Genomic DNA, 23,410 nt, shown 5'->3' with positions numbered 1-23,410 from the left:
ATTCCTTTCTATTCAATTGCTTAAAATAAACTGAACCGCCTCTAATAAATTTTCTTTTTCTGATGTTGGTACAACATCATACTTTCCGTCTTTGCCAGCTTCCCCTGTTTTCACAAGAACCGTCCTCATTCCTGCATTGATTCCAGTCTGAATATCTATTGTCGTATCTCCAACATACCAGGATTGAGTCAAGTCGATATTATACTTGTCTGCTGCTCTTTGAAGCATTCCAATTTTGGGCTTTCTGCAGTCACAATCAATCTTTAGCTCCGGTACTTCACCCAAATATCCCTTATGTGGGTGATGCGGGCAGAAGAAAATATCATTCAAAAATGCGCCTTTTCTTCCAAGGTCTGTTTCCATCTTTTTATGGATGTTATCAAGTTCTTCAAAGGTACATTCACCTCTTGCAACAACCGGTTGGTTCGTTGCAACAATCACCAAATATGGAGACTGATTCAACAGTCTTATACCTTCAGCCGCCCCTTGAATAAGCTCGAATTCATCAACACTTTTCAGAAAGCCCTTATGCTCATTGATTGTACCGTCCCTATCAAGAAATACGGCTTTCTGTTTGTTTTTCAGGCACTTGGCATCCCAGACACCATCAAGCTGTTCTTTGCACACCGCTGTAAACCGATCAGGTGTCCCTGCATCTTTAACATACTCTGGCGTGTTATATGCAAAGACGTGTCCATTTCCCATTAATGGCTTTACTAGCTGCGACTCGTAATCCACCCCTTTTTCTTCTGTTATTTGCGTCAGCAGACTACTTTTAAAGATTGAGAGTCCTGCATTTACACAATTTTTATAATTGTAATCCCTTATGCTATTTTTAGAATCGATTCCGGTCACCCTGTCATCTTTATCCACAATAAGCAAATCCGAATCATATGGATGAGCATTTGGATGTGCTAAGAGTGTTACCACTCCATTTTTTTGCTCGTGAAATGAAAGAAAGCGATTCCAATCTAGTTCAAACATTACATCGCCAAAAACAAGAATTACATCTTTGTTTTTTGCATACCTTTTTACATAATACAGTGCACCTGCTGAACCAAGTGGAATGCTTTCTCGGATATACGCTATACTCACACCCAACTTAGAGCCGTCCGAGAAATATTCTTCGATTTTTTCGCCCAAATGCCCAGTTATTAGCACAAACTCTTTTATTCCGTACTCCTTCAGTTGGAGAATTTGCCACTCTATCATAGGCTTTCCATTAACCAATAACAGTGGCTTCGGAATTTCATCATGCGTCAATTCACGCATTCGTGTTCCTTTTCCCCCTGCTTGAATAACGGCAATATACTGTCTTTCCATCTTTCTCCTTACATACCTGCTTCTACTGCATCCTTAACAGTCTGCCTTACTGCCTCATCCGAAGTATGCTTCGGCTTCCATCCTGTTGAGAGGACCTTAGAAATATCATAGCTGAATCTGGGCACATCACCTTTCCAGCCTCTATCGCCGCCCGTGTATTCAAACTTGACGTTGGAAAGCCCCAAAACGTCTACAACAATCTCAGCAATATGTGTTACAGTTGTTCCTTCACTTTCTACACTGATATTGTAAACATCTTCGCCCGACTTAAAATCTTCTGTTAGCTTAACAATAGCTTCTACAAGATCAAGTACATAAATATACGGCTTGCACTGTGTACCATTGCCCAAGATTTCAAGAAAATGCGGATTCTTTCTCAGTTTTCTGATGAAGTCAAAGACCGCGCCGTGAGTCAGTCTCGGTCCAATTACATTCGGGAATCTGAAAATGACTACATTCATGTCACACATTGAAACATACGAAGAAATCAATGCCTCCGATGCCAGTTTTGCTCCACCATAATAGGAAACAGGCTTAATTCCTCCAGTCGTCTCTGTCAATTTGACATCCAGCATTTCTCCGTAAACTGCAGATGTTGATGCAAAAAACATGTTCTTTACATTATGTTTGCGCATTCCCTCAAGGATTGCTCTCGTAGTAAGAAGTGTGTCATTGAAATCAATCGACGGTTCCTTGCCGCCCTTCTGAATATCCGAGTTGGCTGCCATATGATATACAGCATCAATCTTATTTTCATCAAAGATCTTATCTACATTGTTCTGATTTGCCAACTCCACCTCATAGAATTTGAAATTAGGGTTATGCATTAGGTGTTCAATATTCTGCTTACCCATAATCAACTTATCTGCAACAATAACTGTATTACCTTTCTTGAGAAGCGCATCACACAGGTGGCTACCAATGAAACCTGCACCGCCGGCAACAAAAATATTCATATTAATTCCTCCGTTTTTTAATTTGAGCAGGAGCTCCAACTGCCAAACAATTATCTGGTATGTCTGTCAACACAACAGAGTTTGCTCCTATTTTGACATTATTTCCAACTTTAACATCTCCAAGAATACACGAACCAGCACCGATTACTACATTATTGTCTATAATTGGAGCTGAGTATTCCTCACCGTTTACTTTCGCACCCAGTGTGACATTCTGGAAAATTGTAACATTATCTCCTATCACAACTGCCGGACCGATAACAACACCTAGTCCTTGGTGTGGCAGTCTTAAATTATTTCCAAGTGTTATGTTAAAGGCTATATCACAGCTATAAAAAACTCTATTGATATTTTTTAGTAACTGCGCTACCCCCCTATGATATTTGGAATAGCATTTGTTCGATACGTATACTAATTTACTTGCACTCATAAGTCTTAAATAAAATCTCTATCAGTCATGACAATCGATGCACCCGAATTGTCCATTTCGAACTCCATCTCTCGTAAATGAGAAAGCGCTTTTCTTACTGTGTCATGTTTCTCTTCCGGAACATAAAAAAGCATAAAGCCTGCGCCACCTGCTCCAAGCAGTTTTCCACCGGCTGCTCCCGCCTTCACAGCAAGTTCATAAGTGTCATCAATAAGGGGATTTGAAATTCCTGATGCCAGAGAGCGTTTCAGCATCCAATTTTCATGCAACAATTCTCCCATTGCATCCACATTGTTATTCTGCAATTCATTTTTCAGAGACCTTGCAATATCACACATTTTCTTCTGAACCGTTGCTTTATCAACTACCTGAACGTTTTTAGATTGTTCTTTTAAGATTGCAGAAGCCGAATGCGTTCCACCAAGGTAGAACATCATCAAGTTGTTTTCCAGTCTGGAATAACTTTCTGGCTTCATAATGATAGGCTCAACATTTACAAACCCGTTCGGCATAAACTCATAAAACCTGAGCCCACCGAATGCTGCAGCAAACTGGTCTTGTTTTCCAATTGGTTCACCGAGTTTCTCGATTTCGACTGCGCATGCATCTTTTGCAAGTTTGTATTTAGATACATACTGCCCTGTGTAGGTATTAAGAAGCTGTAACAAAGCGACAGTAAAAGTACTGGATGAGCCAAGGCCTGTTCCTGCTGGAATATCTGCCATTGAAGACAACTCAACACCTTTCAACCCAAAATCTGAAAGGCATTGCTTAAAAATGCGATGTTCGATTTCCGAGTAGTCGTGAACAATTTCCGTTTTGGAATATTTCAGTACAATCTGATCTTTTTCAAAGTAGTTATGGATGGTAAGATACATATATTTTCGAATTGTTGTGCTTAATACACACCCACCATATTTCTCATAAAAACTCGGTAGATCGCTACCTCCTCCGCAAAAACTAACTCGAAATGGTGCTCTTGTAATTATCATGTTTTTTCCTTCCTTAATCTGCTTATTTCGTAACTTTCAAGACTTGCTTAAACTCTAGTCTATTCATCAACCGTTTTGTTTCTATTATGATATTCCTCCGCTATGCTGTTCTTCATTGCACAACAACAAGCCTGTATACAGATTGCCGCAGCAATCTATACGCAAGCATGTCCTCGTTCCTCCTTATTCTGTTTTCTGCTCTATCAGCTTTCGCTGTGGTGGGTTAAGTATAGAGCGCAACCAGAAGCCATTAGCACCTAAAATCACACTGGCCGCAACGCACCATGACAGGCAGAAACAGGTTGAGGTGAAAAGGTCAAGCCGCGTAAACCCGCATGAAATCAGGCCTTTCTCTGGTTGTCCATATTATTTCACACTCCCCATCCGGGTTCAGATATACAGTGCCACCTAACTTATGGATTTCTCTGTAAAAGTGACCCGCAAAAGGTCCAATACGGCATGCCAGTATGTAAACAATCGGGTGAGGAATATGATTTTTCCTGATATGCTCACAGCAAGCCTTTAGTGCAGCAACATCATAATAAATTGCCTGTGCAGGACCAATTTGGGGGACATTAATTTTAAAACAGCGGGCATTGTGAAGTTCAAATTCATGGTCATTGATTTTTGTTACACCCTCAAACTTGTTTTCATCCATGCAGCCATTGCCATTGGCCTTACAGGCAACATGGTATTTAATATTTTTTTTATTCTGGTAGTACTCTGTGAGTTTATATACAAACGTTTCATAACCGCCATATGCTCCGAGACTTTTTGCACCAACGAGATACACATGTTGCACTTCTATTTTTGCACCCATTCCTCTATTCCATCCTCGATTACTCTTTCTAATAAAAAAAGACCCGCATTCAGATTTCCGCTCTCAATGCAGGCCACTCATCCCATCTTTGTCATCGTTTTCGGATATCTCAACCTCAAATAATTGTTATTATTTGGACTAAAAAAGTAACATCCTACTGCTTCGTCTATATTACCATTTTTTCGTCCAAACTTCAACCCCTAAAATGAGTTTCTGGTATTTTCCTGATATTTTTTCTACTCAACTCCCAAATCATTTCGTCCATTGTATTTCATCAGCACTTCCCTCTTTCGATTCAGGGATATTTCCGTATAGATCTGGGTTGTCACAATGCTGCTGTGTCCAAGAAGCTCCTGAACGTCACGGATTCCTGCACCATTGTTTAAAAGCTGTGTTGCAAAGCTATGCCGCAGTGAATGTGCTGTTGCATGTGGATCGATCCTGGCGACTTTTTGATACTTGGAAAATATATTTTCTACACCGTATACCGACATACGTTTTCCGAGACGGCTTGGAAAAAGAGCCGAATCTTTTAACTTCCTTGTTGTTCGAATTCTCAGCCATGTACTGATCTTATGAGACACAGCCTCCGATGAAAGGAACAGAATCCGCTCTTTATTCCCCTTTCCGTGGATCAGAACGGATCGTTCTTCTTCCCGATGGTCTTCTACATTCAGAGCTGCTGCCTCTCCCACCCGCAGGCCGAGGCTGAATAAAAGTTCCAGAATACACATATCCCGCAAGGTAATCCAGTTTTGATACTCGGATTCTACATTCTGAAAAGCTGTTGTTGCAGTCTGTAAAAGCATCTGAATTTCAGATTTCGCCAAAGTCTTAGGCAGCCGTTTTGGCATCTGGAATTTTCGTGATGAAAATCGAAATAACTTTTCATGGGTATCATATTGCTCCTCAAGATACTGGGCAAACTGCCGGATCGATACATATTTTCTACGAATCGACCGGGCACTCAGACGTCTCTCATCCTGCAGATAATTGAAATACTGCAAAGTTACTTTATCATTCAGAATCTGAGTCCTCGTTTCACCAATCCATCTTCGAAAGTCGCAGAGATCACATTCGTATGCCTGTAAGGTGTGTTCAGACAGATTTCTCTCAACCTTAAGTTCTTTTTTAAAGTTTTGAATGTCCTGCGCCAATTGTTTCATATCCACCAGCATATCGTATCCTCCCATAAAAATCAATTGCGCCTGCTGCAAGAAGCAGCAAGCGCAAAGTGTAAAATCGTTTCAGATCGTTTTAATGATCCTCATTTTTCTCTATACAGTTCTTTCTCTGTTCCATTCCGACAGCCGCCAGCACAAATATATCATAGGAAATATCCATCAAACGATGAGCGATCACACAGTTCACTGCAATCAATGCAATTGCGTATTGTAAATACAGATCTTTGCTGTTTTTCCAGCATGCATACCAGAATAATGCAAGCACAATAATGAAAAGCAACACTCCCCAGGTCATTAAGATATTTACATATGAACAGTCTAAAAAGAAATAATCTCCCTGCCAGTCCGTCGTGAGTCCGGCTCCTATCATTTCGATCTTCTGACCAAATAATTTGATTCCATATTCAACAAATGCTTTTTTTCCAAACATAAGGCGTGCAACAAGTGTACTGTAAGCGCTTTCACTAACCTGTTCCCAGTTATACGCATTCGTGGCCGCAATGGAAGCGATTGCTAAAAGCGGCATGATATATGGTCCAAACCACCCCCAGCACTTTTTCCAGATCTTTTGCATCAAACTATCTTTTTCCGATTTTCTCTTCTTTGTAATCAGATTTCCGATTCCAAACAGCATGGATGCCATAATAATGCATCCGGAATCCACTCTGGCATTGCAATACCGGTACACCAGGAAGCCCGCAAGAAGGCCTATCATATAGTGATACCATTTCAGCCGTTCTCCCCAAAGATAAAAGAATGATAACAGGAGGAAGAATACATGTGCCCCAAAATCTGTAGGGTACATAATTCCAAAGGAATTTCGAATTCCACGTTCTCCCGCCTCATACTGAAGATTCTCAATAATCCCCAGCATAGATCCCGCAAATGCCAGAAGACAGATCCCGCCTGCAATCATGAGATATACCTGAATGATCTTCTTAAATGGGACATTCCGGCTTCCAAGGACCAGCAGCATCCACATCAGCGGATCAAGGTATCGCGATGCATATAAATTTCCGAGCACACATGCCCCAGCGAGTGCTATAAGAAGTAGCTCTTTGATCCGATACTTGTCATACAGAAAAATTTTCACTCCCATACATCCAAGAAAAGTCAGCTTACACACTTTAACGATCACACCGCTTCTGGGAAACATGGTTGTTGACCACACGCTGACACTCAAAAGCAATGCAAAGCCGACCAGTGCAAGCGTCTCACCTGCGCGATAATCGCTATACCATCTATCCTTTCTTAAGCGAAGCCATTTAATTTCCATATCCGTATTCAGACGTTCCAGATCCGTTTTACTGTACTGTGTACTCTTAAAGATCCTGACCGCAGCGACCCATGCAAGTGCCACAATGATACCCGCTATGATTCCAAACTCTGTATAATGAGTGGCGATCTCCATCCCGCCTTGCTGCATTCCCAGACTATTGAAGATCATGGCACTTACAACAATGATTAAGGCCGCCAGCTCTTTTCGCTTCAAAAAATCTTTCCTTATATTTTGCATTCTGCTTTCCCTTTTCTTCATCTATTCATTTCATCTGTATTTTCTTCAGTATCTGTCCCCATATTTCTTTAAGCAGAGGTTCTCCCGCAACGAGCAATATAGCACCATAGATTCCAAAATAAATAACAGCAGACAATACCAATGTGAAAAACACACCTAAATTCAATACTTTCACCCAGATAGCCACTGCTCCGGCGATCAGAACCGCAAAAATCAGAATCTTCCAATGAACCTTTTCCAGAATTCCACACGTAAGATCTTTTAATTTCCAATATTGATATACCAATACCGCAGCCTCCGCTATCAACGTTCCGATTGCCGCCCCCGAAGATGCCATGCCTGGAATCAATACTGCATTAATGAGCATATCTACAATAGCCCCCAGCGTTACAGAATATAATACCCATTTTTCTTTTCCCAACGGAACCATCACCTGAATTCCCATAATATTAGTCAGCCCAATAAAGAAAAGCGTCGGCATCAGGATCTGCATAGGAAGAACGGAACCTCCATAAGTATCACCAGAGAGGAAATAAATTCCTTCTCTTGCATATAAAATAAAGTACACCATCATTGGAAGCGCTGCCACGCACACAAAGTTGATTGCCTTTTTCGTTATTTCCTCAAATTCCCTTTTTAGATTGTGTTCAATATAGTATGAAGCTCTTGGCAATAATACTGTTCCCAGCGACGTAATAATGCTTACCAGTATTCCCTTGATTTTAACCGCCGCATTATAATATCCTACATCTTCATCCGTCTTTATAAAGCCAAGCATGACCGTATCAAGATTTGTATAAACGGTTGTTGCGCAGGACATTGCGAAAAAAATCATGATCGGTTTCATATGCTGGCGAAAATTATATTTTCCTGTTGGACGCAGTAATACATATTTATGTGCGTTCATAAAATTCAACACATTAGAAGCCGACGATGCAAAAATTGATATGCCACCATAGATTACATAGTCTTCTTTACTTTTAACCAATAAAAACATTGCGCCTACAGAGATTATTTTCACCATGATCGATCTTATTGTTATATAACTATATTCTTCCAGTCCTTTGTACAGCCATTCCATTCCAATAGAGTTAAAGAGTATCATTGTGCTTACGATCAAAAACAATGTCTTATCCGCCCTCATTCTCGGAACAGTCCAAAGTCCGATGAAGAACAAAAGGTATGCTGCTGCCGTTGTCCATATACTGATGCCCAGCAATTCCTGAACCGTTCGTGATAATTTTTTCTTATCGTCGCGCACCTGTGCACATACTCGAATTCCGTATGTTGGAATTCCAAGCTGTGCAAACATAGAAAAATATGTCACTATTGATGTTGCAAATGCTACTTTTCCTGTGCCGATTGGGAGCAGGATTCTCGATACATACGGAAATGTAATCAATGGGAATATGAAATTCGACATTGTCAAAACCATATTCATAATAAAATTAAATTTTACAGATTTTTCTTTCATTCTTTTATAATTCCTATCATAGTTTCACATACCGCTAATGAGAGTTATTTTAACATCCCACATCCCTTAAGCGCTGTTTTCAAATAGATTCCCTTGAGCACTCTTGCTTGAATTATCATTGCATGTTTCTTCATCTCTTCATAATCCTTTATCGTTAATCCTGCTAATTTTTCAGAGAGTTCATGCAGGTCATGAACTGTGATCCCCAGCTTCTCTCTCTCCACAAGCTCCGCCATCGCCGCGTGTTTTCCAATAATCACCGGTATCCCGGCTGCCATATACAGGGAAAATTTATGCGGACAGTTGTACTGGAGATATCGCCCTGCCGCTTCCTGTCCTTCTTCGAGGTTTTCGCCGTCCCACACAAGACCAAAGTCACCTTCCAGCACATCCGGAAGCCGGTCCGGTAATTCGACACCTCTATAGAAGCCCGATTCCAGAATCCTGTCAGACGGTTGGATTCCGTACAGTGCGAACTTCAGAGAAGCATGATTCCCGTCGGCGATCAATTGATCCAGAAAACGGCTTTTTCCAAGATTTCCAGCAAAAGCAATTGTATATCCATCTCTGGCTTTTTCCATTTCCGATGTTGCTTTTTGTTGATTCGAATCCTTTATCTCCGCTCCTGAGGTTTGTCCATCTTTCTCTACAAGATAATCAAACATCTGCAGCATTACCATCTTCTCATCCGGTATTCCCTGGCCTGCCAGCCATTTTTTCATCCGTATGTTATGGACGATAATCTTCCTGAAGCGATTGATTGCTCTGATCTCCCTCTGGACTGCTTTTTTCGGCATCTCATAGCGTAGACTGCTGATATCGTGAATCAGAAGAACTGCTTTTTTCGGCAGTACCTGATAACAGATCCTATTAAACCGCTCGTTCGCATAGAATGGATACTGAATCACAATTTGAGACCGGGCATAAATCTTCGGAAGACTGGCATATAGTCTGAAAAGACTATATGCATAATCTCTGATCTTTGATTTCTTCTTGATATAGCAGTAGAAAATATCCCCGTCTATGATTTTTCGCACATCCTGCCGCGCCTTTGTACCGGAAGTAAATCCCTCCTCATACAGATCTTCAATCAAAAGAATCTTCTTATCCATAGTACAAATATTCCTCCATCTGTTTTGCTGCCTGAGTGATATCGTAACCGGCTGCCTTAACACGTTCGGATACATCCCTTCTCCCTGTCGCAATTGTAAGCACTGCCTCTGCCCTATGGCCTCCGTTCAATCCATTGATTCCCAGAATCGTTTCTGCCCATATCTGCGCACCACCATTTAACGGAATTTTATGATAATTTTCTTCAACAATTTTTGTCTCATCTGAAATCGTATCTGTCAGAAAGCATGGCAGATCAGCAGCCTGTGCCTCGATTAATGCTACCGGAAGTCCCTCATAGAGTGACGGAAAAATAAATGCGTCCATTGCCTGATAGTAACCGGAAGTGTCATTTACCGCTCCTGTAATAAGATAAGCTTTTTCCAGACCATATTCTCCAATCTTCTTTTCTATCTCTCCCCGCAAACTTCCATCTCCGACATGAATAAACCGGCACTCTGGATCCTTTTCATGCAGACATCGAAAGACATCCAGAATAAAACCTGGATTTTTTTGTTCTTCCAGCCGTCCAACTGTTCCATACAGCCGTGTATCTGGTGAAATTTTCAGCTGAGTCCTGATCTGATTTCTTTTCTCCTGACTAAAGCAGAATCTTTCCGCATCAATAGCATTGTGTATCACCTCAAAATTTGCATTTTCTCCGAACATGAACCAGCCAGCCATATTAGAACACGCAAACAGTTTTTCTGCATACTGATCCAGCTCTTTCTGGTGTGTCTGATGCAAGCGTTTCCGAATTCCCATAAGATCCCATCCTGTATCGTTGGAATTGTGAGAATGCGCAATGATTCGATTTATTTTATTCTTTTTTGCATAAGTCAAGTCATCGATATTTGCCAGTGACAGAAGATTGCAGTAAATTCCATCATACCGTTCTCCGGCGTTTTTAAAGAACTTCCTGTAGACGGTCCGATGTGCGACAGGATGTTTTCTTCTCCCCGGAAGCCGGATAATATCGGCTCCCATCGTCCTAAGTTCCTGTTCATATGCAATCACTTCTTCATAATTGACCAGATAATCAAATTGAACTTTTTCCGGGTCAATATGTCGTACAAGATTCATAATATATGCTTCTACCCCACCTGGGTTAGGCGTCATACCTGTCATTAAATATCGCTTTACCGTCACCTCTAGTTGCCTCCCCTCAGGATCTTTTTGGCAGTTTTTCTCATCTCCGCAAACACGCAAACTAAAAAAGCGCTTTTACTTCCAAGGAAAAAGTGGTATAACTGCATATCAGCCTTCTTCGATTTTTCTGCTTTAAGAACTCTGAGTAATGTCTTTTGCCTCAACAGGTCTATCGCATATTCTTTTCTCTCTGAAAATGAAAATCTTTCCAGATAATTCATACAATCTTTATAATAGACCTTCCACAACCTCTCCCTGACCTGCAGATAAATTCCTTTTTCATTCGCAAGTTCTTCCGCCGCGTTCAGCACATTTTCGCTGAGCACCAATCTGGTCTTTCCGTCATCTTTTGTGAGGCTTCCGGATCCTGCACGCTGATTATATACGTAGAGAGCGCTATTTTCTACAGCAATATTGCCGCAATCTTTTAAAAATTTCAGGTTGAACAAAGCATCCTCTCCAAGGGAAAGATCTTCCCGAAATACCGGCATATGTCTTTCCAACGCCTGTTTCCGGTACATTTTCGCCCACACACTTGTCAAGAGTGTTGTTTCGTATAGTCTGCCAAAATATTTTCCTAATGTCTCCTGATCCGTCAAATTTTTACATTCCGGCAATATATCATATTGCGACACAAAATATTCCCCTCTGTAAAACATACGCTTAAATCCACACAGGATCAAATCAACACCTTCTGCGATATGTCCGGCCAGCTTTTCGCATGCATCATTCGTAATCGTATCATCCGCATCAACAAACATGACGAAGGTTCCGGTCGCCTTTTTAATTCCATGGTTTCTCGCCGCAGAGACTCCTTGATTTTCCTGTTCAATATACTGGATTCTTGCATCATGCACTACATAGGATCTGCATATCTCCCCAGATCTGTCCTTTGATCCATCATTTACCAGAATGATCTCCAGATTCTGATATGTCTGCCCCTGTATACTCTCAATACACGTTCCAATATACTTTTCACAGTTATAAACAGGAACAATGATACTTATCTTTTCCATACGACATATTTCTCCTGATACGCCACAGGGGCACTGTGTTCCTTTTCTCTGCCCACATGCCCCTGTACTGTAAATTCTTTATTTGTCTTCTTTTAGATCCGGATCTTTTAATGCTGGGTCCTCAAAACCGCCATTCTCAAAACCTTCTGTTGCTTCCTTCATAAACAATACTTTTGGAGTCATTAAAATTAATTTTAAGTCCATCCATATCGAATAATTTCGAATATAGGTAAGGTCAAGCTTCAATTTATCATAGCTGGTCGTACAATATTTCCCGTAGATCTGCGCATATCCTGTAAGCCCCGCCTTTACTTTTAAGCGGTATGAAAATTCCGGAATATTCTTCGTGATGATTTCTGCAAGCTCCGGTCTTTCCGGTCTCGGTCCAACCAGGCTCATATCACCTTTCAGGATATTTAACAGCTGTGGCAGTTCGTCCAGTCTCGTCGCGCGAAGGAATCGGCCTACCGGGAGAATCCTTGGATCTTTGTCCCCCGCTTTTACCGGTCCGCTCTTCTTTTCCGCGTCTACGACCATCGTGCGGAATTTATAGATTGAAAATACCTTGCCGTTTAATGTCAGTCTCTGCTGCGTGTAGAAAACAGGTCCCTTATCCGTACACTTGATCATCAGCGCGATGATAAGGAAAAACGGGCTGGTGAGGATCAGCATGATCCCAGACACGAGAATGTCTTCCATTCGCTTCAAAAATGCCTGATCCCAAGGAAGTCCATCAATATTTCTCGACAGATACAATGGTGAATCAAAAATATTCAGTTCCACTGATGTGCGCAAAAGAATATCACTGATCTTCGGTACGGTGTAGCTGCGGATATTGTTGGCGTAGCACCGCTTCATCAGTTCATTTCTGTCCCCTGCCGGGATATCTCCGATGATCACACCGTCATAGTTCTCGGCTTTTCGGATGATCTCTTCCACATTGTCCTGCAGCCGTACCGTTTCCTTGATCTCATATTTGTCTTCGCGGGATTCGATTCTGCCCATTAAGTGGAACATCAGCTTGTCCGCATGGACAAGAAGAAGCTTTTTCTTCGGGAACAAGGACGCATAGATCTTCTTGAATGCAAAAGCCCACAGCATAACAACCAGGAAGTCCGCAATCGTCAGTATTAGAAGTGCCGTTGGGTTATGCATTTTTTTATCAAACAGAACCACCTGCACATACGAGAAAGCATTTACTCCAACCAGAGAGATCATATGGGAATATACCAATGTCCAGTATTTATAAATTCCGATCTTCAATCCGCCGTACATCCGGTGCAGAAGCAGCAGCAGACTGAGGTACTCTCCCGCTATCAGCCAGTTTCCGCGTCTCCAGAACGCCACTTCCATATTTCTGTTGTAATAATTCATCCAGACATAATAGTACAGCGCAAGTTCCAGGAGTACGATCATTAACGATCCCAGAAATTTTACAAGCCTTTTATACTGTTCAAATTGTCTGCGTTCAATTTGTGCACTCATCTACATATGTTTCCTTAATTTTTTATCATATAAATATTTTCGCATGAAATTCGGAATCAGGCTGATTAGCACCCGCGCAGCCGTCATCGGCAGATATTCCGCAAGATTCAGAAGCCCATATTGGTACATCCGGTTCCGGAACGAGATAATTGCTTTTGCGTACTCTACTCCCCCCCTCCGCTGATGCATTCCGTTCACACGCATGTATAAAAGCGTGTCCGGGAGGTTCGCAAGCACCGCATGATCCCGGTACATCCGCACCCACAGATCATAATCCTCAAAATACGGACACGGCTGATATCCGCCAGAGAGCTCCACGCTTGATTTCTTGAACATCACGCACGGGTGGTTGATCGGATTTCTCTGTTTGATATACCCGGAGATCTCCTCCGGCGTCTGCGGAACAGTTTTATAGGAGGTAACTGCCCTTTCCGCCGCCTGCACATCCAATGCGTCCCCCTGAAACTCCGCAATCGTCCCACTCAGCGCATCCACGTCCGGATGCCTTTCCAGATATCTCAGCTGCCTTTCACACCGATTCGGTGCCGCAAGATCGTCCGTATCCATCCGGGCGATCCACTCGCAGGTACAGTGGCGGAGACCTTCATTCAGAGCCTTTCCAAGTCCCTGATTCTCCGTGAGACGGACGACCCGAAATACTGTTTCCGGCATGTCCAACTGCTTATCCGACATTGCACAATCATCCGTATCTGTTCGTGCGAGCCTCGGAATATCTTTTAAATAGCAGCCTTCATATTCCGCTATCACAGCATTTAACGTAGCTGTTAAAGGGCCATCGCATACCAATACAATTTCTGTCGGCAGAACTGTTTGATGAAAAATACTGCTTAATGCCGCCCGGAAGTATTCCGGATTTTCTTTCTGATATACAGACATCAAAACTGAATACTCTTTTTTCACGATACTGTTCCACCCGCAAATTTTTCTTCTATGTACTTATCAAATTCAGCTTTTGTGTAAGTATGCACTTCGCGGAAATATAAATGCTTATAACGTTCCAGATCGAATCGGATAAGTTCCTCATTTCCTTTACTAAGGAAATATTTACCGATTGCAATTCGCGATGACGCATCTGATACTACCTGTTTTTTAAATTGATTAGGAAGTGGATTCTTTTCTTCATTGTATACTACAATAAAGTCAAGATTTTTTCTAGTGCCAGATATCGTCTGCTTTGTAAGATCACAAAACAGCAGTAAACTATCACGGATCTTATCTTTTATATTTCGATTATTGACCTTTCCGTTTTTAAACTCGACAAAAGCTATATTCTCATCCGTTTCCAGCAATGCGTCTACTGAAGCAGCACATTCTTCCGAAAGCACCAGATCATTCGCATATTTCGTTTTAACTGTATCAAAATTTATCGCCTCTAACTGAGATTCTGTCATAAATTTGATGCAGCCCGGATCGCTATGATCTATTGAGCACTCTTTTAATGTAGATATATGCTCTCGAAATGTTTCATAGAGATTATACTCCCTCATAGCGATACCTCTCATTTTCCAGCACCTGCAACGGTCTTGCAAGTTTACTGTAGATCTTCTCGATATTGTCTGTCACGTCTTCGATCTGAGATACTTTGTCCACATTTTCAGTAAGATAATATTTGCACTTATCCGAAACCTGGTACTTTGCTGCATATACCTCAATTGCATTGAGGAAATATGGGCTGTGCGTATTCAGAAGAATATGAAGACCAAATTCTTTGTGCAGAAGAACGATCAGCTCTGCAAATAGCAGCTGCCATTCTGGGTGAAGATGGATTTCGGGTTCGTCTAAGATGATGGTACCGTTTGTTTTAATGTATCCACTGGTCAAAAGGCTTTTTAGTATCGCAAAGGTTTTTAAGCCCGTTGACATATTTCTTACATCCAATTGATGATTGTCAATCCGATAGCCAACCGACGATTGCTTTTCCTTCACAATATTTCCCGCGCAGACAGTTGAAATTTTCTGATATATCTGTTCAAACTTTTCATTTGCGACAATCTCATCAACAATATTAAACGTATTCACACTCGCGTTGGAAGCGGTGTTCAAGTAACTTTGCAGACAGGATCTATGATCAAGGAATTGCAATGTTCCAAACCATATTCGCGGAAGTGGTTCTGAAAGTTCATCTAATATAAACGGATCATCAATATAAATCACTTCTGTATTCAATCTGATTGGATTTTTTATGCCCGTAACTTTATTATCAGATATCCCTACTTCTGTATTTTCATTGTGGATTACAAGTTGTATGGAACTATCCTTTTCAAGAAAGACATTCCCTATCTGTCCGCGGAATTCGGCATCCAATTTTTTTTGTAAAACGCTTCTTAGAATCTCTTCATTCGGTACTGACAACACTTTTATGATATGATTAACAGACGTAAGTATTACATCTTCTGGAACAGACGCCGAAATCTTATCATTATGTGCGGCAATGGCACTATAAATTGCTTTTTGAAGTTCGCTTTCTAATTTCGTTTTTTCTTCGATCGCAATGATTTCTTTTGCTAATGCACTCGGATTAGTATTAAAGAACTCAAATGTTTTTAAACTTCCAAGCATCAATGCAAGCTGGCTTTCTATACTCTTTTCTCTCTCCGATATGATTTCTTTATCTATATTGTAAAAGCCGTTAAATACAGAAAACAGTGCTTTCCCAACCGTACTTTTTCCCGTATCATTCTCACCTGCAATGACCGTGATACCGTTAATTTCCACCGTGGCATTCTGCACTTTTCCAATATTTTTCAATACCAGTTTCATATACTCCTCCTGATTTTGAACCCCGCTACAGCCCTTACACTGTATGAACCGTAACCATTTTGGCCAATACTTTGCATTTCAAATCGGCAAAGTCTACCGCTTCCACAATATCATACAGAATTTTCATTTCAGAAAATCACCACATATTTGCAGCAGCCGAAATCATGCCTCATACCAATTAATTATATGTGCCCTACCGCTTTTCATACGTCTCCGGCGTGTAATGGATCACTCTCGTACCGCTGTTCTCAAACTCAAACGGAACATATAAGAGTTCCTCCATCGCCTTATGAACCGCCTCCTGCTTATCCGGCTCTACATAGAAGAGCAGGAATCCGCCGCCGCCTGCGCCGAGAAGCTTTCCGCCGAGGGCACCTGCTGCCATTCCCTTTGCGTAGAGTCCGTCGATAGAATCTGTTGAAATTCTATTGGAGATTCCGCGTTTCAGCTTCCATGTATAGTCGAGAAGACGGCCAAACTCGTTGAGGTCTGTCTTGGATGTAAGGACTTTTTCCGCGTCATCCACCAGGGACAGCATCTCAAGAAGCTGCTTCTGCTTATCTACCAGCGCTTTTTCCGTTGTCTGCTGGATATCGGAAGAAAATCTGGAAAATCCGGTAAAGAACAGCATCAGATTCTGGTTTAACTGCTGCTTCCTCTCCGGAGAGATAATAACCGGGTTTACCTCATATCCGTCGGCATTAAAGTTGATCCTGTTTAATCCGCCAAACGCCGCCGCGATCTGGTCCTGAACGCCGCCGCTCTCGTTGCAGAGAACTCGCTCCAGATAGATCGCATCATCCGCAAGCTTTCTCTTATCCGCATATTTTCCCTTCAACGCATAGAACGCGTTTAACATTCCAACCGCGAAGGAACTGCTCGTTCCAAGTCCGGATCTTGCCGGAAGGTCAGCCTCATAAGTAAGGCGGATCTCCTGCATATCCAGGTACTTCATCGCCTCGCGGATCGCCGGATGATTGATATCGTTGACATCCGTCACACGCTCGATCTTTGAGTAGGAAAGCTCTGTGGAATAATCGAAAAAGCGCGGTAAATGACGCACATTTACATAGCAGTATTTATCAAAGGTTGTTGAGATTACGGCTCCGCCGTGTTCCTTATAAAAGTCCGGGAAGTCAGTTCCTCCTCCGAAGAAGGACATTCTAAAAGGGGTCTGTGTGATGATCATAGTTAACTCCTAATTACTTGATAAGTTATGCATCTATGGAACCATCTGTTGTTTCCTGGCACATAAATGTTTACCCATTTACGTTTAGATGATCCTGTATTGATGCTTTAATTCTTCGCAACAGTTCAATATCATGATACTTACTGGTTTATAAACCTGTCTTGTCTTTATCGTTTCAGTAAACCAGTCTGGTATTCTCAATTCTCAAATGAGTTTTACCATCCTCAATCCATCTGCAGAATCTTCTCTACAGCATCCAAAAGGTCCCTGCAGACAAGCTCCGGCTTCACATCATATTTCTTATCGTTTCCGGTCTCACCGGTCAGTACCAGCGCCGTACGCATTCCTGCGTTGATCCCGGTCTGGATATCCATCGTCGTATCACCGATCATCCAGGATCCCGCGAGATCAATATTATACCGCTCCGCCGCCTTCTGGATCATACCAGTCTTCGGCTTTCTGCACTCGCACGGGATCTTATAAGCCGGATTCTCCTCCGGATATCCCTTATCCGGGTGATGCGGGCAGTAGAATACATCATCCAGGAACACTCCCTCTTTTCCAAGAAGTGTTTCCATTTTTTTATGGATATTCTCTACATCTTCGATCTCACAGAGTCCCCGCGCAACCACCGGCTGGTTTGTGATAACGATTCCAAGTCTTCCCGACTGGTTGATCTTCCGGATCGCGTCGACTGCACAGTCTTCCAATGTAAAGTCCTCTTCCTTGTATACAAGACCTTTATACTGGTTGATTGTGCCGTCCCGGTCCATAAAGATACAACGCTGTTTGTTTTTGAGACATTTTCCCGCAATTACACCGCGCTCAATATCTGCCAGTGTCTGATTTACGCGGTCCACAGTGCCGACATCCTTTACGTACTCCGGAGAACAGTATCCATAGATCGGCTCCCCCGCCTCTAACATTCCCTTGATCACATCATTCTCAAGGTTCCTCTTCACCGGCTCCGGGACATAATCGCAGATCTTCTTTTCAAATACAAAGATACCTGCGTTTACGCAGTTCTTATACCAATAGTCCCGCACATTGTGCTTGGAATCAAATGCTGTGATCTTGTCATCCTTATCGAGCACAAGAAGATCCGAATCAAACGGATGCCCATTCGGATGTACAAACAGCGTCGCCACCGCACCTTTTTCTTCATGGAAGCGGATCATCCGCTGAAAATCGATATCAAAGAACAGATCGCCGGACATCATGACAAACCGTTCTCCATGGATCATATCCTTTAAATAATAGAAAGATCCAGCCGTTCCAAGCGGCTCCGTCTCCTCATAATACCGGATCGCAACGCCAAATTTCTCACCGTCACCGAAATATTCCTTGATCTTATCTCCAAGGTGTCCGATCACCATGATAATATCTGTAATTCCTTTCTCCTTCAGCCGCTCCACCTGCCATAAAAGCAGCGGTTTTCCGGCTACCGGGACCATCGGCTTCGGAATCTCATCCTTTGTAAGTGCTGCCAGTCTCGTTCCCTTTCCACCGGCCATGATGACTGCCTGCATCATAATATTTCCTCCCATGGGGCAGGAATCTGCCTGCCCCATTATTGTCTCATATGTTTTATTTACTTACTCAGTCTTTCTTCTCTTCACTGACCGCCGTCTTCCTGCATCCAACACCCATAGCAAGCAGCTGCAGAATAATCGGCATAGCGATCGGCAGATTGATGTTAACAGTCGCCTGGATCATGTATGCTAAAACAGCCAGCATAACCGCCGCAACGACCGGCTGCTCTTTCATTCGCTTTGCCATAGCCACAACGGAAGACACCATAAATACAATATAAGATGCCATACCGGCAAATCCAATGGTAACTAAATAATGCAAATACTCGTTATGAGCACTGTCAAAGATAACCATTTTTCCATTCTGCATGTCCGCCGGGAAATAGTACTGCATGAGAAGCGCAAATGTATCTGCGCCGTATCCGAATACCTTCTGAAGCGGAGTCAGCTTCTTCGTAAAGAGCTCGATCGCACGTTTCCATACGTATCCACGCTGTGTTCCCCAGTTATCATCAAAAACAACATAGGAACTGATCGCTCCGTATTTGTCCGCATGTCCCGCTGCGTTTGCGTCGTAGAGTACGAAAACTACCACAAGGCACACAACAACAATGACGCCAAGCCAGATATAAACCGCGATCTTATTCATCTCATCAGAGCTCGTTCTGTTCATCAGCGCCTGCGGCTTTCTGCTCATGGCAACAAGCGCCGCGCTCACGATCCAGAGAAGTACCGCAATAACCGGAAGGAATTTCTGCTTCGCGATAAGACCAAATGCACTGTCGATTCCAAGTACGGAAGACGCATATGCCTGGTTGATCCCGTTGATGCAAAGGATCACCGTAACAAATGTGGCCGCGGAGATCACATATCTGCGGAGTCCTGTCTTCGTCCTGAATAACCATAACGGAGCCAGGCCAAAAATCGCCGCTAAGGACAGGTACGCGTTATCACTGGTACCCATGATCAGCGCAAAGCTTGATAATACCATATTTCCGAAGTACCAGAGCATTCTCTTCTGGTTCTTCTCCTGCGTGAACAGGATCATGGAGACAGCTAAAAGCGCTGCCGCATAGATCGTATAGGTATTGATGTTACCGAATGTGGCTGTGTAGATCGCTTTCTGCTCATCCACCATGTTTACCTTAAATCCGAGAACATCCATCTGGAAGTAGTCTGTAATTCCGAACACGCAGACAAGAATACCGACTGCAAGGAACGCATCCAGATACCACTGCTTTAATTTAAAGAATCTAGTTACAAGGAAGTAGGAAGCCATGTAAACGGTCATAAGGAACACACCGTTATAACGTCCGGATGTTCCCCAGAACGCCTCCCATTTCCAGTCTTTACAGAATACCCAGGAGAGCACATTGCAGAGCCAGAATGCCAGCATTGCCCAGTCGCACACGTTCATGCTCTTTCTCCATGTCTGGAAATTAAACTTTGAGAACCACTCGATCATCTTCCCGCTCGCCAGGCCATATCCGCCCATGATCACAAGCGCCGCGATCGCAACCACACTATAAAACTGATATTTGGTTTCCAGGATATCAAAATAGAAATCATGGAACACTAACGGAAGCACGCAAAGAACGATCAGCGTGAACACTCCCATAATTAAAGCAACATTATCCTGATAGCTGCTTTTCGTCTCCTCTTTCTTCTTTATTCTGTTTGCCATGAATTTACTTCCTTTCGTCACGTCTTAAAAACTGTGTCCCTTCAGCGGCCCCTGGATCTATAGAGAAAGCGGTACACCCGCCCCTGTCCGCCAGCGTCAAACCACGCATCTCTGCTGAAAGGTCACAAAATCTATTTTATTATATCATCCTTCGACTTTTATAGCAACTTGCGGCGAAAGGGATTTTACTTCCTTTTTATGAAATTATTCTAAATTTCAGGCTAATGAAATTAGATGCTGCACCGCCTGATGTACATTGGTAAACGTACTGTCACTAAAATAGAGTTTTTCCGCTATTGCGTCTTCGGTCATCGTACCTTGCATTTCATCCGATATTCTGTTTAGACACCACTCCCCATTTTCAATGGCTGTTTCATATCTTTCTGCAATCTGCCATATGGAATCCTTATCGCCTTTTTTGTATGTCGAACAATGGTCCTTCGTTGAAAGTCGCTTTAAAAGATTCTCTTTATCTTGAACCGTCGCAATGAGAGGCTGTGTTTTTTCATAATGCAAAAGGAAATAGTACTCAATGCAGCCTTTTGTCATATACATTTTAACTATCGCGTTTTTACACTTTTTCCTTAGTTTTTTTACGATATTCCAGTTTTCCTTCCACTTTACCCTCATTTCGATCTCAGTATCAAATACAAGCCAGATTTCATCCACGTCCAGAACATCATCCGCATAAATACCTTTAGCACTGAATGCCTTATCCGCCACTGCAAACAAGCCCTTTTTATTGTGAATATTTAAATTTGCTTTTTCATGAAATCGATCCTTTAGAAACTTAAAATACTGTTCTTCGCTTTCGCCTTCCCAAAATATGATAATATAAGGATTTCGGGATCTGTTTTTACTTTTTCGTGCCATAATTATCTCTCCCTGATATAAGGTACTGCGCCATATTTTCCGAGCAAGTATGCTTTCCCTACCTTTTCATCATTTCTGACTGAGAAATCTGATACTGCATACAGTTCAGAAACACCCGTTTCACAGTTTTTATCAACAAGATAATATTGGTCTCTTCTTAACAGTTCACGATTCATAATATCTACACTATGTGTTGTAAAAATCAATTGAGCTTTTAACTCATTATTGTATTGAAATCTTTTAATAATATATTCTACGATCATCGGATGCAGCCTGTCTTCTATTTCATCAATTACTAACACCCCCCCATTGTTAAGTGCGGATTCCATTGCCGCAGCTCTTGCCATCAAACGAATCGTACCATCTGACTCATCAGAAAGGTTTAAGGGATATTCATTCTTGCTTCCCTGCGAATCGATACCTGTGTGAAATGATATTGCTTTCAATTCATTATATTGAATCGCACCGCTCACATTATCTGCATCTCCAGCCAGACTTTCTTTAAATTGGGCTAATGCTTTCTCTATTTGTTGCCTTGTCTCCGATGGAATATCATCCGGCAATTCATCCAGACTTGTAATTGCCTTATTATTGATTTCAAATTTCATATCCGAAATGCCAAGATCCGCCACTCTGGCAATTGATGCAATAGACTTTAACATTTCAGGGTTCTCACTATATTCCAATAAATTTTTACCCAAATCTGAATAATCCCTGGAGAAAAACAGCTTTGTTCTGAACCATTTCATTGCCTTAATACATGGTTCGTAATTCATTGTACAGGAAACTGCAAAAAATAGTTGATTAGGAGCAACTGCTTTGCCGATCAGTTCTTTCATTTTCTTATCACCATTAACCGGAAATGAAAACTCCTGATATTTCCTGTCAAATACAACAGATCTCTGTCCCTTCGGTGCCCAATATAAATGCTCTTCACAAATACATTTTCTGGTTGCAGAAAAGCCATAGCAATACCATATACCTTTTTCCTCATATTCAAACTCAAAAGAGGTAGGTTCTTTCTTTGAATAGTCATTTAATTCAAATGGTCTTACCGGAATCTCTGCTGCCTCATATTGTGTACGCTGCGCATTTTTTATAAACTGTGCTGCCAGCCACATTGCGCGGATGACATTACTCTTTCCACCGCCATTTTTTCCGTTGATAGAAATAACTGGAAGATATACGTTATTTTTGTATTTCAACAGGCACTCCTTGTGATCTCCAATGCCAGCCGCTTCCATATCAAGCACAGCCTCATCTCTTAACGACCTGTAATTTTTCACCTTAAATTTTAACAGCATATGTTTTTCCTCCTTTAATCAGTATAATATGCTATTTTTTAAAGTAATTCAATATATTATTGCAGGATTTTCACATTTTTATGTCTTATTTATGTTGAAAGTTTCTTTTTGATACTAATGTTTTCTTGCCACCATCACCTGTTTAGGCCCCATCATGATAGCCACAACGAACTTGTGATAGTTTTACTTATCGGAAGTATAATGGCTTCGTAATGCAATTAGGAATTTCAAAAAGCGTTTCAAAAAAACAAAAGGAGAGTGCATTAATTATGAGAAAGCAGACTAAAATTGCTGCAGTAGTATCCGCAGCAGCTCTGTTAGCATTAGGCGCTTCCATGACATCTTTCGCAGCTTCCAAGGGAACCTGGATGATGGTTGATGGCGAGTGGTATTGCTATGACAAAAACGGTGACGCATATACAAACGTATTCTGCTCCAGCAATGGTAAAGAGTACTACGTAGGAGATGACGGACAGCTCGTTCGTTCCGCGTGGGTTGAGTACGATGGTTCTTACTACTTCGTAAACAGCAGCGGTGCTAAGATCACAAACGACTGGAGATTAACAACTCCGTACGATGACGAGAGCGCTGA

The 23,410-nt window shown here is 42.0% G+C and carries 20 protein-coding genes and 2 pseudogenes; 1 reads left to right on the top strand and 21 read right to left on the bottom strand.

Annotation, left to right across the window (positions count from 1 at the left end):
- Positions 1–12: 12 nt before the first annotated feature.
- The 21 genes and pseudogenes from GPK83_RS00540 to GPK83_RS00445 all read right to left on the bottom strand — a co-directional run bounded on the left by GPK83_RS00540 (position 13) and on the right by GPK83_RS00445 (position 22,818).
- Positions 13–1,323: an HAD-IIIA family hydrolase gene (locus GPK83_RS00540; protein WP_215703726.1), complete on the bottom strand. Its 1,311-nt coding sequence runs from the start codon at positions 1,321–1,323 to the stop codon at positions 13–15.
- An 8-nt stretch (positions 1,324–1,331) separates the two neighbouring features.
- Positions 1,332–2,279 (bottom strand): NAD-dependent epimerase/dehydratase family protein, encoded by a 948-nt coding sequence (locus GPK83_RS00535; protein ID WP_215703725.1) that lies wholly within the window; start codon positions 2,277–2,279, stop codon positions 1,332–1,334.
- A 1-nt stretch (position 2,280) separates the two neighbouring features.
- Positions 2,281–2,709, bottom strand: coding sequence for a serine acetyltransferase (locus GPK83_RS00530; protein WP_215703724.1), 429 nt, complete (start codon positions 2,707–2,709; stop codon positions 2,281–2,283).
- 5 nt (positions 2,710–2,714) lie between these two features.
- Entirely contained in the window at positions 2,715–3,701 is a 987-nt protein-coding gene (locus GPK83_RS00525; RefSeq protein WP_215703723.1) for a GHMP kinase, read from the bottom strand.
- Positions 3,702–4,017: 316 nt separating this feature from the next.
- Positions 4,018–4,521, bottom strand: a complete 504-nt coding sequence (locus GPK83_RS00520; protein ID WP_345941737.1) for a DUF1972 domain-containing protein — start codon at positions 4,519–4,521, stop codon at positions 4,018–4,020.
- Positions 4,522–4,757: 236 nt separating this feature from the next.
- Complete coding sequence (locus GPK83_RS00515) at positions 4,758–5,714, bottom strand: tyrosine-type recombinase/integrase (RefSeq protein WP_215703722.1); 957 nt, start codon at positions 5,712–5,714, stop codon at positions 4,758–4,760.
- A gap of 64 nt (positions 5,715–5,778) precedes the next feature.
- Entirely contained in the window at positions 5,779–7,197 is a 1,419-nt protein-coding gene (locus tag GPK83_RS00510; protein ID WP_215703721.1) for a hypothetical protein, read from the bottom strand.
- Positions 7,198–7,246: 49 nt separating this feature from the next.
- Complete coding sequence (locus GPK83_RS00505) at positions 7,247–8,695, bottom strand: flippase (RefSeq protein ID WP_215703720.1); 1,449 nt, start codon at positions 8,693–8,695, stop codon at positions 7,247–7,249.
- Positions 8,696–8,739: 44 nt separating this feature from the next.
- Entirely contained in the window at positions 8,740–9,807 is a 1,068-nt protein-coding gene (locus GPK83_RS00500) for a hypothetical protein (RefSeq protein WP_215703719.1), read from the bottom strand.
- On the bottom strand, positions 9,800–10,888 hold the full coding sequence (locus tag GPK83_RS00495) for a glycosyltransferase (protein WP_215703718.1): 1,089 nt from the start codon (positions 10,886–10,888) through the stop codon (positions 9,800–9,802). The genes GPK83_RS00500 and GPK83_RS00495 overlap by 8 nt, the downstream gene beginning before the upstream one ends.
- Positions 10,889–10,956: 68 nt before the next feature.
- Positions 10,957–11,553: a hypothetical protein gene (locus tag GPK83_RS17255; protein ID WP_345941740.1), complete on the bottom strand. Its 597-nt coding sequence runs from the start codon at positions 11,551–11,553 to the stop codon at positions 10,957–10,959.
- A 9-nt stretch (positions 11,554–11,562) separates the two neighbouring features.
- A pseudogene (locus GPK83_RS17250) lies at positions 11,563–11,970 on the bottom strand (glycosyltransferase family 2 protein); the annotation flags it as partial.
- Positions 11,971–12,048: 78 nt separating this feature from the next.
- The gene (locus tag GPK83_RS00485; RefSeq protein ID WP_215703716.1) at positions 12,049–13,455 is read right to left on the bottom strand and encodes a sugar transferase; all 1,407 of its coding nucleotides are present in this window, start codon (positions 13,453–13,455) and stop codon (positions 12,049–12,051) included.
- Positions 13,456–14,127 (bottom strand): glycosyltransferase, encoded by a 672-nt coding sequence (locus GPK83_RS00480; RefSeq protein WP_345941736.1) that lies wholly within the window; start codon positions 14,125–14,127, stop codon positions 13,456–13,458.
- Between the two features lie 245 nt (positions 14,128–14,372).
- On the bottom strand, positions 14,373–14,963 hold the full coding sequence (locus GPK83_RS00475) for a hypothetical protein (RefSeq protein WP_215703714.1): 591 nt from the start codon (positions 14,961–14,963) through the stop codon (positions 14,373–14,375).
- On the bottom strand, positions 14,950–16,236 hold the full coding sequence (locus tag GPK83_RS00470; protein ID WP_215703713.1) for an AAA family ATPase: 1,287 nt from the start codon (positions 16,234–16,236) through the stop codon (positions 14,950–14,952). The genes GPK83_RS00475 and GPK83_RS00470 overlap by 14 nt, the downstream gene beginning before the upstream one ends.
- A gap of 193 nt (positions 16,237–16,429) precedes the next feature.
- Positions 16,430–17,425 carry a kinase gene (locus GPK83_RS00465; protein WP_117515547.1) on the bottom strand — a complete coding sequence of 332 codons (996 nt, stop codon included), beginning with the start codon at positions 17,423–17,425 and terminating at the stop codon, positions 16,430–16,432.
- Between the two features lie 224 nt (positions 17,426–17,649).
- Entirely contained in the window at positions 17,650–18,957 is a 1,308-nt protein-coding gene (locus tag GPK83_RS00460) for an HAD-IIIA family hydrolase (RefSeq protein WP_215703712.1), read from the bottom strand.
- 67 nt (positions 18,958–19,024) lie between these two features.
- On the bottom strand, positions 19,025–20,641 hold the full coding sequence (locus tag GPK83_RS00455) for an O-antigen ligase family protein (RefSeq protein WP_144364151.1): 1,617 nt from the start codon (positions 20,639–20,641) through the stop codon (positions 19,025–19,027).
- 216 nt (positions 20,642–20,857) lie between these two features.
- The gene (locus GPK83_RS00450) at positions 20,858–21,514 is read right to left on the bottom strand and encodes an RloB family protein (protein ID WP_215703711.1); all 657 of its coding nucleotides are present in this window, start codon (positions 21,512–21,514) and stop codon (positions 20,858–20,860) included.
- A gap of 2 nt (positions 21,515–21,516) precedes the next feature.
- Complete coding sequence (locus tag GPK83_RS00445) at positions 21,517–22,818, bottom strand: ATP-binding protein (protein WP_144364148.1); 1,302 nt, start codon at positions 22,816–22,818, stop codon at positions 21,517–21,519.
- Between the two features lie 269 nt (positions 22,819–23,087).
- Here GPK83_RS00445 and GPK83_RS00440 point away from each other — a divergent pair.
- Positions 23,088–23,410 (top strand): annotated as a pseudogene (locus GPK83_RS00440) (glucan-binding protein); the annotation flags it as partial.

The organism is Clostridium sp. MCC328 (assembly GCF_018785465.1).
Taxonomy (GTDB): domain Bacteria; phylum Bacillota; class Clostridia; order Lachnospirales; family Lachnospiraceae; genus Pilosibacter; species Pilosibacter fragilis.
Note: the sequence above shows the minus strand (reverse complement) of the source record. Positions and strands in the feature narration are given on the sequence as shown.

Coding starts and splice junctions, on each gene's coding strand:
- GPK83_RS00450 (WP_215703711.1), bottom strand. CDS start 21,514: ATGGCACGAAAAAGTAAAAACAGATCCCGAAATCCTTATATTATCATA.
- GPK83_RS00470 (WP_215703713.1), bottom strand. CDS start 16,236: ATGAAACTGGTATTGAAAAATATTGGAAAAGTGCAGAATGCCACGGTG.
- GPK83_RS00485 (WP_215703716.1), bottom strand. CDS start 13,455: ATGAGTGCACAAATTGAACGCAGACAATTTGAACAGTATAAAAGGCTT.
- GPK83_RS00480 (WP_345941736.1), bottom strand. CDS start 14,127: ATGCCGGAAACAGTATTTCGGGTCGTCCGTCTCACGGAGAATCAGGGA.
- GPK83_RS00495 (WP_215703718.1), bottom strand. CDS start 10,888: ATGAATCTTGTACGACATATTGACCCGGAAAAAGTTCAATTTGATTAT.
- GPK83_RS00535 (WP_215703725.1), bottom strand. CDS start 2,279: ATGAATATTTTTGTTGCCGGCGGTGCAGGTTTCATTGGTAGCCACCTG.
- GPK83_RS00465 (WP_117515547.1), bottom strand. CDS start 17,425: ATGATCATCACACAGACCCCTTTTAGAATGTCCTTCTTCGGAGGAGGA.
- GPK83_RS00540 (WP_215703726.1), bottom strand. CDS start 1,323: ATGGAAAGACAGTATATTGCCGTTATTCAAGCAGGGGGAAAAGGAACA.
- GPK83_RS00445 (WP_144364148.1), bottom strand. CDS start 22,818: ATGCTGTTAAAATTTAAGGTGAAAAATTACAGGTCGTTAAGAGATGAG.
- GPK83_RS00520 (WP_345941737.1), bottom strand. CDS start 4,521: ATGGGTGCAAAAATAGAAGTGCAACATGTGTATCTCGTTGGTGCAAAA.
- GPK83_RS00500 (WP_215703719.1), bottom strand. CDS start 9,807: ATGGATAAGAAGATTCTTTTGATTGAAGATCTGTATGAGGAGGGATTT.
- GPK83_RS00475 (WP_215703714.1), bottom strand. CDS start 14,963: ATGAGGGAGTATAATCTCTATGAAACATTTCGAGAGCATATATCTACA.
- GPK83_RS00525 (WP_215703723.1), bottom strand. CDS start 3,701: ATGATAATTACAAGAGCACCATTTCGAGTTAGTTTTTGCGGAGGAGGT.
- GPK83_RS00515 (WP_215703722.1), bottom strand. CDS start 5,714: ATGGGAGGATACGATATGCTGGTGGATATGAAACAATTGGCGCAGGAC.
- GPK83_RS00530 (WP_215703724.1), bottom strand. CDS start 2,709: ATGAGTGCAAGTAAATTAGTATACGTATCGAACAAATGCTATTCCAAA.
- GPK83_RS00460 (WP_215703712.1), bottom strand. CDS start 18,957: ATGATGCAGGCAGTCATCATGGCCGGTGGAAAGGGAACGAGACTGGCA.
- GPK83_RS00455 (WP_144364151.1), bottom strand. CDS start 20,641: ATGGCAAACAGAATAAAGAAGAAAGAGGAGACGAAAAGCAGCTATCAG.
- GPK83_RS00505 (WP_215703720.1), bottom strand. CDS start 8,695: ATGAAAGAAAAATCTGTAAAATTTAATTTTATTATGAATATGGTTTTG.